Source organism: Lysinibacillus sp. 38-6, from assembly GCF_046245175.1.
Lineage (GTDB): Bacteria > Bacillota > Bacilli > Bacillales_A > Planococcaceae > Lysinibacillus.
This window is the reverse complement of sequence record NZ_CP176417.1, coordinates 3,382,708-3,396,211: the sequence shown is the minus strand read 5'-3', so window position 1 is coordinate 3,396,211 and position 13,504 is coordinate 3,382,708. Positions and strand designations below refer to the sequence as shown.

Below are 13,504 nucleotides of genomic sequence, written 5' to 3'. Positions count from 1 at the left end.
CGACCCTCTCCTAAACACGAATATTTATAGGTAAAATTAACACAATTATGCGATTTTAAGCAAGCGTATTCCGCTCACCTAATATGCGTACCGCATATACTTCTTCACAAAAACCTCTTAAACCATTGTAAATGCGACTTACACGGGCCTCACTATCCACAAGACCAAAAACCGTTGGACCGCTTCCGCTCATTAACGTAGCATCTGCACCAAAACGTTTCATCTGTTCTTTGAGCATAATCACCTCTGGGTGTAGCTTAAATGTTACAGTTTCCAAAACATTACCTAAAGATGCACATAGTAGCTCATAGTTATCCGTTTCAATTGCCTGGATCATTTGCTTTGTATTTGGATGCTCAAGTCCTTCAACTTTTAAGCCACCATATACTTCTGCTGTTGACACACCGATTTTAGGCTTAGCTAACACAACCCAACAACTTGGCGGTGCCGGTAATTCTTGAATCTTCTCCCCACGCCCTGTTGCTAATGCCGTGCCTCCGTATACACAAAAAGATACATCTGAACCTATTTTAGCACCAAGCTCAGCTAGCTCGTCTATCGATAGATTTAACTGCCAAAGCTCATTTAACCCTTTTAGCGTCGCCGCAGCATCACTACTACCACCAGCAAGACCTGCTGCAATCGGTATTTCCTTTTCAATTGTAATGGATACACCTTGTCCAATGCCGTATGTATCTTTTATAAGACGCGCTGCTTGATAAGCAAAATTGCGGTGATCATTCGGTACGAAATTATCTGTTGAAATAATTTCAATTACCCCATCTTCTCGAGATTCTAAGCTAATACGATCTGCCAAATCGACAGTCGTCATGACCATCTCCACTTCGTGATAATTATCTGGTCGTTTATAAAGAACATCTAATGTTAAATTAATTTTTGCAGGCGCCTTTACATAAAGCATCTTACTTCCTCCCTCATAACTACACGCAGAAATAGCCATTCATTTTTCGCGCAAGATAATTCATTTTATTTTACCATAATGAGAAAGCAAACTGAAAAAAGAACCGTTTTCAAACGGTTCTCTTTCGTCAGTTGTTGTTTTGTTGTGTTCAGCAGAGAATCACTTCTTCACTGAATGAAGTAAAAATGTAAGCAATCTATTTTATGCGCAGTTCTTTACTTACGCTCTTGCTCACTGCTTGCAGCTCTTTCAGCCATTTCAATGGCACGCTTCACCATATTACCAGCATCTCGAGCTTTAATGCCGCCCCAACCTTCTTTTTGCACAACATCATAAAATCCAAGTTCTTTGGCGATCTCTTCTTTTAAACGAGGTGACATGATACCTTTTCTAGGCATATAAACTCCTCCTTTAACAACTGACGACATTAGTATGTCCGATAAAACGAAAAACACTCATGTAGTTTTTAACATACATGAGCGCTTCAAAATATAGAAATAAGTACTAGAAACTATTTCGCGACAGCAGCCTGTGCTTCGTCTAAAAATGTAATCTCTACTGCCTCAGTTAAAATATCTGTGTAGCTATACGATACGCGCTTGCACGTATTGTCTTCTTGATCAAGCTCAACTACAAAAATTGCACGATATGTTTCACGCAATATCCCTGCACACTCGACCGTTTTCTTGCGACCACCGTTTGCTTTTAATTGCAAACGTTTACCCAAATGACAATCCAACGACTTTTTAATGTCCGCTAAAGTTTTTGGCATTTTCGCTTACACCTCACTAATAATTAGTATAAGTGATAAGCCCAAAAATGTCAACAAAATATAATATTTTATCAGCCCTCTATAAATGTTGTCAACTTATTTTTTTTGAAAAAATACGTTTTTTTTAATATAGGATGAAAAATGTAACATTTTTTTTACTTTGCAAAGGTTGGATATAAAGCATCCGCTAACTTTCCAAACTCTTGAATAGAAAGCGTCTCACCGCGACGAGTCGGTTCAATATTTACTGATTCTAAAGCTTCGATTATTTTATCTTTATGTGCCTTCCCATTTGGTAGACCAGATTGTAAATTATTTAAAATGGTTTTGCGACGCTGTACAAATGAAGCGCGTGTCACGACGAAAAGGAAGTCCTCGTCAATGACTTTTACCGGTGGTTCATCATGCTTAATAAGGCGAATAACTGCTGAATCTACATTCGGTTGTGGCATAAATACAGTTTTCGGCACAGTCATCGCAATTTCAGCTTTCACATAGTATTGAATCGCAATCGATAGTGAACCATATTCTTTTGTTCCTGGTTTCGCCGTAATACGATCAGCCACTTCTTTCTGCATCATAACCACAAAGCCACGGATTGGTAGACGGTCATTTAACAATTTCATTAAAATAGGTGTCGTAACATAATAGGGTAAATTAGCAACGACCATAATATCCTCAATACCAGGCATTTCTTCCTCAATAACCTTTGCTACATCTGCCTTTAAAATATCAGAATGAACGATAGACACGTTATTATATGGACTTAATGTATCTGCTAGTACTGGTAATAAACGCTGATCGATTTCAAACGATACAACCTTTTTAGCGCTGCGTGCTAAATGCTCTGTTAAAGCTCCAATACCCGGTCCAACTTCAATTGCCCCGCTGTTTTCTGTAAGATTTGCATGACTTACAATGTTTCGTAAAATGTTAGGGTCGATTAAAAAATTTTGACCTAAGCTTTTTTTAAATGAAAATCCATATTTCTTTAAAATTTCCTGTGTTCGATTCGGTGTTGCAATATCCTTATGCATTGTTTTCCTCCTGATCTACCTGTGCGACAGCTGCTCCGAATTGCTGTTCTGTTATTTGAAACATTTTTAATCTTTTATGAAGCTGTTTACCATTTGTTGCACCTATATTTAAAATTTCTCCTAGTCGATCACGACGTTTTTTTGCCGATGGATGACCGATTAAGCGAGCCGTCATTAAATCTTCTAGCGTAATATCATCCGTAATGGGTTCGGTGCTATTTGGTGTATAGACTAGACGTAATGCTTCACGAATATCCTCATCTGCCGCATGTTCAATGCCTAAGCCTTTCCCGTTTTTCGCTATTGTTTTTGCTTTTGGTAAAAAAGCATGTTTTACACCTTGTACACGTTGTTCAATAATGGCTCGTATTCGCCGTCCTGGATAATCAGGATCTGTAAAGACAATGACACCTCGTTTATCTTGCGCATGCTGAATACGTTTAAGCGTTTCCTCTGAAATGGCCGAACCATTTGTTTCAATAGTATCTGCCTGAACAGCCCGCTTAATCGCAGTTGTATCATCTTTTCCTTCTACGACAATCACTTCTTGTATTTGCAAAAAGGCTCCTCTTTTCTACCTTATCTTCAGACCATTTTACAACTGCCCTGAACGATTGTACAGAAATACAAGGTTCAGCTGTTATATACATGAAAAAAGCTTTCCCGCCAGTCAATACAGGAAAGCCAATGCTTAGTGAAAACATTTTGTTATTTTTTACAATTTTTTTAATTTAATACTTTAATACGCACTTTCTTACGTCCCCATTTACGCGCTTGGGCATCTGATTGTACTAGTATGTCGATCTTATTACCCTTAATTGAACCGCCAGTATCCCCAGCAATCGCTGTTCCATAGCCTTCAACCCATACTTTTGAGCCAAGTTTAATAACAGATGGATCTACTGCGATAACCTTTAAGCCAGAATCTGAACGTAAGTTAATGCCAGTAGCTGATTTCCCTGAACAACCGTTACAATAAGGTGTATACGCTGTTGCAGTTACATAAAATTCTTTCCCACTAGCAGGCTCCGCTGAACCACGAGATACAGTTGTTGCACTTGCTACTAATTTTTTAGTCCCAACAGCAACTACTTGTTTCTTTGGCTCATTGATGACTTTTTCAGATTGTAAATTTTTTGCCACAATTTTGCCGTTTTCTTTCACGACTTCATACGTTCGAGAAATTTTGCCCTTCTCGCCCGTCGTTACGATTTTTTCTTTCCCTTTTTGCAATGAAGCATCTTGCTTCTTTTCAATTGTGAAATCTAAAGAGTCTTCCACTACATCGATAACCTTTTCTACGCGAACTACTGCGATTTTACTCTCTGGAGTGATAACGTCCTCCAGGTTATTCTCGACACGATCGAATTCATGAAGTTGAATTCCTTGTTGTTTTAAAAAGTTAGCGACCGTAGTCGAAGTGGACCAAACTTGTCTGTTCTCTAAACCATCGACAAGCGTTACCTGAAACGCTCTTTGAATATCGATTTTGTTATCTGCTCCTACTTCTGTATCCAAACCTTGCACTAATGAATCATGTTCTGATACTTCGATATTTGCTTCCTTCAAAATGTCCTTCACTAGTTTTTCAGTTGTCCAAACTTTTGACTGATTTCCATCAACTGAAATTGTTACTTCTTTTGCCTGTTCCCAATTAATTGCTAAACCATTAACAATTTTGGCATTCAGAGAGGGTGATATTTTGTCATGCGCTGCTACGTCTATATTTTGATTTTGTAATAGTTCTTCTACAGTTTTAGCATGTGTTGATACTTCAATTGCTTCTCCGTTAGCGTTAAGCGTTACGGATTTTTTAGTACCTTGGAAAAGTACGAATGAAATTACTGACACAAACAGGACAAGTGAAACAATTCTTATCACTGTTTGCTTACTCCTCAATGATCCTAAGAACAAGTTTTTCATGGAATTATTTGACATGAAAAAACGCCTCCTTAATACAAAGTTGGATTATACGGACTAGATTTAGCACTGTCAACCCGAATGTATTTCAAAAAAATTTGACCTTGCTATTTTAGCCAACCGCAAACACTGTATTGGAGGCACTTTAGCTAGTTAAACGTCAATCCTAAAAAATTTTTTTGCATTGGCAGTCGTTATATGTGCTACTTCCTCGATTGGTAGTTCTTTCAAACGTGCAATTTCTTCTGCAACTAATGGCACCAATGCTGGTTCATTCCGTTTACCTCGATAAGGATGCGGCGCTAAATAAGGCGCATCTGTTTCAATCATTAAGTGCTCTAAAGGTATTTCCGTAGCCACTTCCTTCGGCATACGTGCATTTTTAAACGTTACTGGTCCGCCAAGGCTAATCATAAAATTCATAGCAATACATTGTCGAGCAGTCTCTACACTTCCGCTGTAACAATGCATGACGCCTCCAACAGAAGCCGCATTCTCTTCACGCAAAATATTGACAACATCAGCAGTTGCCTCTCTGTTATGAATAATAATTGGCAAATTTACTTTTTGCGCTAAATGAATTTGCTTGCGGAAAAGCGCTTGTTGAACATCCTTTGGTGACTTATCCCAATAATAATCTAATCCTGTTTCACCAATTCCAACGATCTTGGGATGTGCCGCCAATTCCTCAATCCATTTTAAATCCTCTTCCGTGCAATCGATGGCGTCTACTGGATGCCAGCCAATTACTCCGTAAATAAAATCGTATTGTTCTACTAATTCCATCGTTTTTTCAATGGTTTTACGATCAAAACCTACAACTACCATCGTTTCGACCTTTGCTTCAAGTGCTCGATCTATGACTTCTTGTAAGTCTTCTTGATACTGATCTGCATTCAAATGTACATGTGTATCGATAAACATTGTCATTCCCCTAATCTTGATTTTATTAAAAATTATTATTTCATATTTTTCATCAGTGTTACAAATTTATTACAAACAATTTAGTATTGTGACAATACACTTATAAAAATTCGCCATTACTATTACCATTTACCTAAAATTCGTCAAAATATGCATAGCCTAAATTATGTTAGAATAATTAAATGCTCCAATTTAGCCTAAATTTACAATGGCCTGCTGAATATTTTCTACTCAACAGGCCATTTTCCATTTTTATTTTACTTTTGCACCATTTTCAAGATTTGGATCAACGGATGCTAGCTTTAAAATTCCATCTTTTTCGCCTGCTAAGATCATTCCTTGTGATAATTCACCACGTAACTTAACAGGTTTTAGGTTGGCAACTACAATTACTTTTTGCCCGACTAATTCTTCTGCAGAATAGTACTTGGCAATTCCTGAAACCACTTGTCGTTGCTCATACCCTAGGTCAACTTGCAGCTTTAATAATTTATCTGCTTTAGGGACTGATTCACATGCTGTAACCGTTGCCACACGTAAGTCAACTTTCATAAAATCATCAATAGTAATTTCCGGAATTTCTGGAACTTCTACAGCTTTTGATTCTACGCTTGGTTGTTCTTCTTGAGCAGTTTTAACTGAGCCACGCATTTCTTCACGAATGTAAGTAATTTCAATTTCGCTATCTAAACGAGGGAAAATTGGTGTCCCTTTTTCTACCACTTTAATGTTTGCTGGAATAGTATTACCGAATGTTTCAATTGTTTCCCATGCTAAATATTTGTCATCTAGACCCAATTGCTGCATAATGCGTGTCGGTGTTGATGTCATAAATGGTTGTAACATGACTGCAATATGATGCAAGCTCTCTGCCAAATTTCGCATAACAGCCCCTAATTTTGGCTTGTCTGCTTCATCTTTTGCAAGAACCCATGGTTGTGTTTCATCAATGTATTTATTTGTGCGTGATACGAGTGTCCAAAGGTCAGCTAACACGACACTAAATTGCATTTTTTCCATACTTTCTTCATATTTAATACGTACTGATTCAGCATGCGCTTTTAATACTTCATCAAATTCTGTCGATTGCAGATTTTCTGTAGGAATTTGTCCATCAAAATATTTGTTAATCATGGAAATTGTACGGTTTAATAAATTGCCTAAATCATTCGCTAAGTCGAAATTTGTACGTTCAACAAATGATTCTGGTGAAAATACGCCGTCAGAGCCAAATGGAAGCTCTCTTAATAGGAAGTAACGCGTTGCATCTAATCCATAACGCTCGATTAGCATTTCAGGATAAACAACATTTCCTTTTGATTTAGACATTTTACCGTCCTTCATCATAATAAATCCATGGGCAAAAACTTTTTTAGGTAATGGTAAATCAAGAGCCATTAAGAAGATTGGCCAATAGATTGTATGGAAACGGACGATATCTTTTCCAACAACGTGCACATCTGCTGGCCAATATCTGTTAAATAGCGTGTCATCATCCGATAAGTATCCTAATGAAGTAATATAATTTGTTAATGCATCTACCCATACGTAAATTACGTGTTTTGGGTCTCCAGGCACTTTAATACCCCAGTCAAATGAAGTACGTGATACTGACAAATCTTCAAGTCCTGGTTTAATGAAGTTATTAATCATTTCGTTTTTGCGAGATTCTGGTTCAATGAACTCTGGGTTTTCTTCATAATAAGCTAATAGGCGATCTGCGTATTTCTTCATATTAAAGAAATAAGATTCCTCTTTCACTTTATGAACAGCGCGACCACAGTCTGGACAGTTACCGTCTACTAATTGCGTCTCTGTAAAGAATGACTCACAAGGTGTACAGTACCATCCTTCATACTCACCTTTATAAATATCACCGTTATCTAAAAACTTTTGGAAAATCTTTTCGACAGTTTTCGTATGACGTTCTTCTGTCGTTTGGATGAAATCGTCATACGAAATGTCCATTAATGCCCAAAGCTTTTTCGCTGCCTCTGCAATTTCATTTACATATTCCTGAGGATGCTTGCCAGCTTCTGCAGCTTTTTCTTGAATCTTTTGTCCATGCTCGTCCATCCCTGTTAAGAAACGTACATCATAGCCACGTAAACGTTTATAGCGTGCTATCGTATCAGACGCCACCGTTGTGTACGCAGTACCAATATGAAATTTTCCACTTGGATAGTAAATCGGGGTTGTTATATAGAATGTTTTGTTTTGTTCGCTCACGAGAACTGCCTCCAATGTTTCACAGTATAATATCTATTCTAACGAAGTACGAAATTCGTTTCAATGAAAGTTTATTGAACGCGAAAAATGTCGAATATTATTCTAATCCATTTAATGTATTTTATAAGAAGCTTTTTTACTATAAAATAAAATCTATAATAAAAACCTTTTAAAAAAATGAATATAACAGTTTTCTTCTCAAAAATTTTTAGAAATCAGAGATTATTACTGTATTAATTAATTGACGTTTATGGCATTACTTGGTATGATAACTAACAGACAAGGAAATAATGTCGAAATTTGACGAAACACCAATATAACTTTTACTTATAGGAGGAAAAATAATTATGAAATCAACAGGTATCGTTCGTAAAGTCGATGAATTAGGTCGTGTGGTAATTCCAATCGAACTTCGCCGTACATTAGGTATCGCTGAAAAAGACGCTTTAGAAATCTACGTTGACGATGATAAAATCATCTTAAAAAAATATATGCCAAATATGACTTGTGCTGTAACTGGTGAAGTTTCTGATGATAACTTCCGTCTAGTTGGAGGCAAATTAATTTTAAGCCCAGAAGGCGCAGAAATGTTAATGAAAGAAATCCAATCTAGCTTAAAAAAATAATTTCTATATAGCACCTAAATCGATACAGCGATTTAGGTGTTTTTATTATTTGATAAAAATTTCTTTTTATAATGGAAAAATAATATACTTTCTTCCCTTATAATGTCCATGTCAGACTTCTTTTATTAAGATTACTCTTTTTTACCATTATTATCAATTTTATTTTAATAAAGAAAGTTACAAGAAGTTCTATAAGTTCATCAAAAAAAGGCTGCCTCGAGAGAGACAACCTTTTGTTATTGACGCTTACTCACTATGGTAGGCATTATAAATATCTCGCTTTGCTACTTGTCGTAGTTTTGCTACTTCTTTTATTGCTTCCTTCGATGTCATGCCTGTTTCAGTTATAATATAATCGACGTGTTCTACTTCGCTCATTGCTATCCAATAGGCTTCTTCTTGCAAGTCTTCTTCTGCATGTTGATTTCCTTCTAAAACAATGCAAAATTCCCCTCGGATTTCTTCGGTTTGTGACCATGCTACCGCTTCAGTTACTGTACCACGTAGAAACTCTTCAAATTTCTTTGTCAGTTCACGTGCTAGCACAATACGACGATTACCAAGAATCATTTCCATATCTTTTAACGTTTCCTTTAAGCGATGGGGTGCTTCGTAAAATAACATCGTTTCTTGTCGCTTTTTTAATTGCTCTAATTGTTGGCGTCTCTCTTTTTTCCCACGATTTAAAAAACCATAAAAGAAAAATGGCTGTGGTGTTAAACCAGAAGCAATCAAAGCCGAAATGGCTGCATTGGCACCTGGTACAGGTACGACCGCAATGCCTTCAGCTATTGCTTTCACAACGATATCGGCTCCAGGATCAGAAATGCAAGGTAGACCAGCATCACTTACTAATGCGACCGTCTTCCCTTGGCGTAAATAGCCTAATAGCTTCTCTCCCCCAGCATCAATATTATGTTCATGATAACTCACAAGAGGTGTTTCAATTTCAAAATAGTTGCAAAGCTTTTTTGTATTACGTGTATCTTCAGCAGCGATTACGTCCGCTTCCTTTAAAAGACGTAGTGCACGTACGCTCATATCTTCTAAATTTCCAATTGGCGTTGCTACAAGATATAAGCAGCCTTGATGATCGTGCATCGTACTTTTTTGTGATTTCACGATTTATCCCTCCCTATATATTTCGTTTTTTGCGTCCGTGTTAACTGCTTAAAAGCATATTCTGCCCGCATCGCTTCTTGTTTTGTGTCGAAAGCCTCGACATAAATACATGCTACCGGTCTTCTTGCCTTTGTATATTTAGCCCCTTTACCTGCATTATGTGCAGCTACGCGCTTTTCTACATTATTTGTATAACCTGCATAGTACGACTTGTCCGCACATTCTAATACATAAAAGAAATGGCTATTGGTTTTTTCCATAAAGCATTTCTCTCACTTCTGCTGTATATTCATTGTTTGCATCATAAACATAAAGTGGGGGTAATATTTTTAAATCCGGTTTACCATCCTTTATTCCTTCTATTAATAAAGTGTTGGCTTCCTTCCCTTCTTTCGGATAAATCAGTTGCATCCGCTTTGGTTCTAGTCGATTTGCTCTCATCGCTGTAACAATATCTAATAAGCGACCAGGACGATGAACAAAGGCAGCTTTACCACCTTGCTTTAATAATTTACTTGCCGATTGTACGGCTTCATCCAGTGTTAAGTGTAGTTCATGACGGGCAATTGCATGATGCTCACTTAAATTTTTATCACTTGCTTCATGTGCTAAAAAATAGGGTGGATTACAAGTTACTACATCATATTTTTCTATCCCTAATTGTGCTGGAATTTCTTTTACATCTCCAAGCACCATTGTAATTTGTTCTTCTAGGTTATTATAACGAATACTGCGCTGTGCCATATCAAATAATCGTGGTTGTAATTCTACACCTGTAATATGCCCTTTCGTTCTGGCACTTAAAAATAATGGAATGACCCCGTTACCTGAACATAAATCAACAATATTCCCTTTATAATATGGAACATTGACAAATTTTGAAAGTAACACTGCATCCAATGAAAAAGAAAAGACAGACGGGCTTTGGATAATTCGTAAATCCTCTGCTAACAAATAATCTAGCCTTTCATCATCCTTTAACCAATTTTCCATGAACCTTCCTCCTACTATACAAAACAAAAGACTGACACCACCGAAGCGGGAATCAGTCTTCTATTACACATTTTGCTTATTTAAAAATGATAGACAAAACAGACAGTCTTCACCTTTACGTGAGCTCCCAAAGTGAACATGACAAACGTGGAAGCCCTCTTGGTATAGACGCGCTAAGTTATCATATCCCTCGCCAATATCTACTGGAATCTCTTTCTTCTCATCTGCAGCCTGAACGGTGTTCTCTTTAGAAAGTAGTTCTTCTAGACGTGTACGAAGGTGATGATTTTCTGTTTCGAGTGCCTTATGTTCTTCCATCATTAACGCTACAAATTGCTTCAATGCACCAAATTGCTCCTGCATTGCTTCGAGCTGTTGTTCGAACTCCATAACGGTATCTAAGAAATTACGGTCCTTCACCCAAGCCACCTCGTTAAATTCTCTATCTTATATAAGATTTTTTTCGCATGCTAGCAGTTCTTCTAGTGTATACTCAACCGTGCGTTCCTGCTCTTGTAAATATACTTGAATAAGTCTTTCCAGCACATTTAAACCTACAACTCTACCACGACCATCTGGTGTCATTGTCATTTCACCAACATCTGGCATACCTTCTTTTGCTTCTTCATATTCATCGTTTTCATACTTCAAGCAGCACATTAAACGACCACATAACCCTGAAATTTTTGAAGGGTTTAAAGATAAATTCTGATCTTTTGCCATTTTAATAGACACCGGATCGAAATCACCTAAAAATGTTGAACAGCATAGCATACGACCACATGGACCGATTCCACCTAATAATTTGGCTTCATCGCGTACACCAATTTGGCGTAGCTCGATTCGCGTTCTAAAAACAGAGGCTAAATCCTTTACTAAATCCCTGAAATCAACTCGTCCTTCTGCTGTAAAATAAAAGATAATTTTATTACGATCAAATGTATATTCAACATCAACAAGTTTCATCTCTAGTTTGTGTTCGATAATTTTTGCACTTGCAAGTTCAAATGCCCGCTTTGACTCTACTGCATTTTCTTCAACTTGAATACGATCACGTTCATCTGCTGGTCGTAGTACTTGTTTAAGTGGTAATACGACATCATTTTCTCCTACTACTTTTTGAGGGACAACTACTTTACCATATTCTATACCACGAGCTGTCTCTACAATGACATATTGACTGTCTTCTAGTAGAAATGATGCTGGATCAAAATAATATATTTTACCCGCTTTTTTAAAGCGGATTCCTACTACATTATACAAATGTATATCCCTCCTGCAGATTTAGCATTAGCTGCTCCATCATTAACGTCCTATTCATGTTACGCTGTAAAGATGCGCGCGCCTGTAAAATGGACTCCATTTGACTGGATAGGCGTTCGAAGGTCGAATGTAACGCAGCTTCCTTAAAAGTCTGTAACATGTCTGGATAAGTACAAGCTGCTTCGGGATTAGCTTTTATTGACACTATATCACGGTAAGCAAATAGTAGTAAATCCAATGCTTGCTCCATTTCGCTTTTTTCCTTAAACAAAGGCAACCATTCCTCATGTACAACAATCATCGCTTCGTGTACATTTTGGCGTATTGCCTCTACTAATTTTAACACTGTTTTTCGAGCCTGTGCAAACTGCTCATCTTTTGCTAAAAAAATAGCTGTTTCGAGCTCGTTCGTCATCATGCTAACAGTCGAAGCCATTGAATATGGAATATCGTTTTCCTGCAAATGCTTTAACAATACTTGTCTAGGCAATTTTTGAAATTTAATATGCTGACAGCGCGAACGTATTGTAGGCAATATCGATTGCATTTGCTCTGTTAGCAAAATAGCCGTCACTTCTCCATCCGGTTCCTCTAAAAATTTTAATAACATATTGGCAGAAGCTATATTAAGACGGTCTGCATGATGAAGTACATAAATTTTCCGTCCTTGCTCAACACCCATCATTTTCATTTCAGCGATTAGTTCCCGTATTTGATCAATTTTTATAAATTGACCCTCCGGATGTATTTGATGAATATTCGGATGATTTCCCGAATCAACACGTCTGCAATTTCGACATGTTTCACATGGAACATTATCATGTGGTTGCTCACACAGCATTAATTTTACAAAATAATGCATAATATCCACTTTCCCTGTTCCTTTTTCGCCATCAAAAATGTATGCATGGGCTAATCTATTTTTGTCAAAAATCGTTTGAAGCTGCTTCATTACGACTGGCTGTAGTGTGAAAAGCTCTTCAACATTCTTCGCCATTTTTTATTAAATTCCTTCCTATATCAATAAAGCCTTCTGGACTTGTGCTTGTAAATTTATTTTTAGTAGAAATACATTCCACTAATTTTAATAGTTAAAACCCTATTGAACAAATTTGAAAAAAGCCCGCGCCTACAAGTGAACAAGACACGGGTTTTACATATATAAATTAATTAAAAGACCTTTAATCTCTCCGATTTTATCGAGAAGGTCAATCGCTTCCTTTTCTTCATCTAAAATATCTTGTGCAAGCTCAACAAGACGTGAATCAATTGTTTCAATAATTTTTAAACGTCTTCCTTCGCCAAAGCGATTCCATGTATGTGATTGTTTTAATTCCATGCCATGTTCTACAGTTTCCTGTAAAAAACGCTTCACAAGCATTTTAAAACGTGCAAGCTCTCGTAAATTACGGGATCTTGCAACACGGTCACCAGCAGTAGAAATATCCCCCAACAATCGTGTTAATTGTTCGGTTTGCAATTTAGAACCTTGCTTTACGACCATATCACCAAATCGGTTGTTTTGATTATTATTTTGTAGAGGCTCAGTACGATTAGTATTTAACCCGACCCGTATATCTTGATTGATCTTCAAGCTGCTTTCGCCTCCCAATTGCTTTCTTACTCAAATTCATTTTTTGCGAATTTGCACTGCCTGCATCCTGCATGGCAAACTATGATGCCATCATTTATAAAC

General features: G+C 37.1%; 16 protein-coding genes. 1 reads left to right on the top strand and 15 read right to left on the bottom strand.

What is annotated here, in order from left to right; all coding sequences use genetic code 11:
* Positions 1-55: 55 nt before the first annotated feature.
* The 8 genes from ispE to metG all read right to left on the bottom strand — a co-directional run bounded on the left by ispE (position 56) and on the right by metG (position 7,804).
* Entirely contained in the window at positions 56-922 is an 867-nt protein-coding gene (gene ispE, locus ACKVEV_RS17355) for a 4-(cytidine 5'-diphospho)-2-C-methyl-D-erythritol kinase (RefSeq protein WP_409367514.1), read from the bottom strand.
* A gap of 215 nt (positions 923-1,137) precedes the next feature.
* A complete protein-coding gene (locus tag ACKVEV_RS17350) occupies positions 1,138-1,320 on the bottom strand; it encodes a small, acid-soluble spore protein, alpha/beta type (RefSeq protein WP_402928451.1) in 183 nt (60 codons plus the stop codon).
* 113 nt (positions 1,321-1,433) lie between these two features.
* A complete protein-coding gene (gene veg, locus ACKVEV_RS17345; RefSeq protein ID WP_010857021.1) occupies positions 1,434-1,694 on the bottom strand; it encodes a biofilm formation stimulator Veg in 261 nt (86 codons plus the stop codon).
* Positions 1,695-1,849: 155 nt separating this feature from the next.
* Entirely contained in the window at positions 1,850-2,731 is an 882-nt protein-coding gene (gene rsmA, locus ACKVEV_RS17340) for a 16S rRNA (adenine(1518)-N(6)/adenine(1519)-N(6))-dimethyltransferase RsmA (RefSeq protein ID WP_409367513.1), read from the bottom strand.
* On the bottom strand, positions 2,724-3,290 hold the full coding sequence (gene rnmV / locus ACKVEV_RS17335) for a ribonuclease M5 (protein WP_409367512.1): 567 nt from the start codon (positions 3,288-3,290) through the stop codon (positions 2,724-2,726). The genes rsmA and rnmV overlap by 8 nt, the downstream gene beginning before the upstream one ends.
* Positions 3,291-3,457: 167 nt before the next feature.
* The gene (locus ACKVEV_RS17330) at positions 3,458-4,669 is read right to left on the bottom strand and encodes a ubiquitin-like domain-containing protein (protein ID WP_409367511.1); all 1,212 of its coding nucleotides are present in this window, start codon (positions 4,667-4,669) and stop codon (positions 3,458-3,460) included.
* 135 nt (positions 4,670-4,804) lie between these two features.
* Entirely contained in the window at positions 4,805-5,575 is a 771-nt protein-coding gene (locus ACKVEV_RS17325; protein WP_409367510.1) for a TatD family hydrolase, read from the bottom strand.
* A gap of 252 nt (positions 5,576-5,827) precedes the next feature.
* A complete protein-coding gene (metG, locus tag ACKVEV_RS17320) occupies positions 5,828-7,804 on the bottom strand; it encodes a methionine--tRNA ligase (protein ID WP_409367509.1) in 1,977 nt (658 codons plus the stop codon).
* A 347-nt stretch (positions 7,805-8,151) separates the two neighbouring features.
* Here metG and ACKVEV_RS17315 point away from each other — a divergent pair, with 347 nt between their 5' ends.
* A complete protein-coding gene (locus ACKVEV_RS17315) occupies positions 8,152-8,430 on the top strand; it encodes an AbrB/MazE/SpoVT family DNA-binding domain-containing protein (RefSeq protein WP_024362580.1) in 279 nt (92 codons plus the stop codon).
* 246 nt (positions 8,431-8,676) lie between these two features.
* On the opposite strand, the gene rsmI is transcribed toward ACKVEV_RS17315, so the two are convergent.
* The 7 genes from rsmI to ACKVEV_RS17280 form a co-directional block, all read right to left on the bottom strand.
* Positions 8,677-9,552, bottom strand: coding sequence for a 16S rRNA (cytidine(1402)-2'-O)-methyltransferase (rsmI, locus tag ACKVEV_RS17310; protein WP_409367508.1), 876 nt, complete (start codon positions 9,550-9,552; stop codon positions 8,677-8,679).
* Positions 9,549-9,812: a GIY-YIG nuclease family protein gene (locus ACKVEV_RS17305; protein WP_409367507.1), complete on the bottom strand. Its 264-nt coding sequence runs from the start codon at positions 9,810-9,812 to the stop codon at positions 9,549-9,551. Before ACKVEV_RS17305 ends, rsmI begins: the two co-directional genes overlap by 4 nt.
* Positions 9,796-10,545 (bottom strand): tRNA1(Val) (adenine(37)-N6)-methyltransferase, encoded by a 750-nt coding sequence (locus ACKVEV_RS17300; protein ID WP_409367506.1) that lies wholly within the window; start codon positions 10,543-10,545, stop codon positions 9,796-9,798. The genes ACKVEV_RS17305 and ACKVEV_RS17300 overlap by 17 nt, the downstream gene beginning before the upstream one ends.
* A gap of 63 nt (positions 10,546-10,608) precedes the next feature.
* Entirely contained in the window at positions 10,609-10,965 is a 357-nt protein-coding gene (yabA, locus tag ACKVEV_RS17295; protein WP_409367505.1) for a DNA replication initiation control protein YabA, read from the bottom strand.
* 27 nt (positions 10,966-10,992) lie between these two features.
* Positions 10,993-11,808 carry a stage 0 sporulation family protein gene (locus ACKVEV_RS17290; RefSeq protein ID WP_409367504.1) on the bottom strand — a complete coding sequence of 272 codons (816 nt, stop codon included), beginning with the start codon at positions 11,806-11,808 and terminating at the stop codon, positions 10,993-10,995.
* Complete coding sequence (gene holB / locus ACKVEV_RS17285; protein ID WP_409367503.1) at positions 11,801-12,805, bottom strand: DNA polymerase III subunit delta'; 1,005 nt, start codon at positions 12,803-12,805, stop codon at positions 11,801-11,803. The genes ACKVEV_RS17290 and holB overlap by 8 nt, the downstream gene beginning before the upstream one ends.
* Positions 12,806-12,961: 156 nt before the next feature.
* Positions 12,962-13,402, bottom strand: a complete 441-nt coding sequence (locus tag ACKVEV_RS17280) for a YaaR family protein (RefSeq protein WP_340821465.1) — start codon at positions 13,400-13,402, stop codon at positions 12,962-12,964.
* Between the last annotated feature and the right edge of the window lie 102 nt (positions 13,403-13,504).

Excerpts from the sequence above, each read along its gene's own strand:
- ispE (WP_409367514.1), bottom strand. The coding sequence starts at position 922 with ATGCTTTATGTAAAGGCGCCTGCAAAAATTAATTTAACATTAGATGTT.
- ACKVEV_RS17350 (WP_402928451.1), bottom strand. The coding sequence starts at position 1,320 with ATGCCTAGAAAAGGTATCATGTCACCTCGTTTAAAAGAAGAGATCGCC.
- veg (WP_010857021.1), bottom strand. The coding sequence starts at position 1,694 with ATGCCAAAAACTTTAGCGGACATTAAAAAGTCGTTGGATTGTCATTTG.
- rsmA (WP_409367513.1), bottom strand. The coding sequence starts at position 2,731 with ATGCATAAGGATATTGCAACACCGAATCGAACACAGGAAATTTTAAAG.
- ACKVEV_RS17330 (WP_409367511.1), bottom strand. The coding sequence starts at position 4,669 with ATGTCAAATAATTCCATGAAAAACTTGTTCTTAGGATCATTGAGGAGT.
- ACKVEV_RS17325 (WP_409367510.1), bottom strand. The coding sequence starts at position 5,575 with ATGTTTATCGATACACATGTACATTTGAATGCAGATCAGTATCAAGAA.
- ACKVEV_RS17315 (WP_024362580.1), top strand. The coding sequence starts at position 8,152 with ATGAAATCAACAGGTATCGTTCGTAAAGTCGATGAATTAGGTCGTGTG.
- ACKVEV_RS17305 (WP_409367507.1), bottom strand. The coding sequence starts at position 9,812 with ATGGAAAAAACCAATAGCCATTTCTTTTATGTATTAGAATGTGCGGAC.
- ACKVEV_RS17300 (WP_409367506.1), bottom strand. The coding sequence starts at position 10,545 with ATGGAAAATTGGTTAAAGGATGATGAAAGGCTAGATTATTTGTTAGCA.
- holB (WP_409367503.1), bottom strand. The coding sequence starts at position 12,805 with ATGGCGAAGAATGTTGAAGAGCTTTTCACACTACAGCCAGTCGTAATG.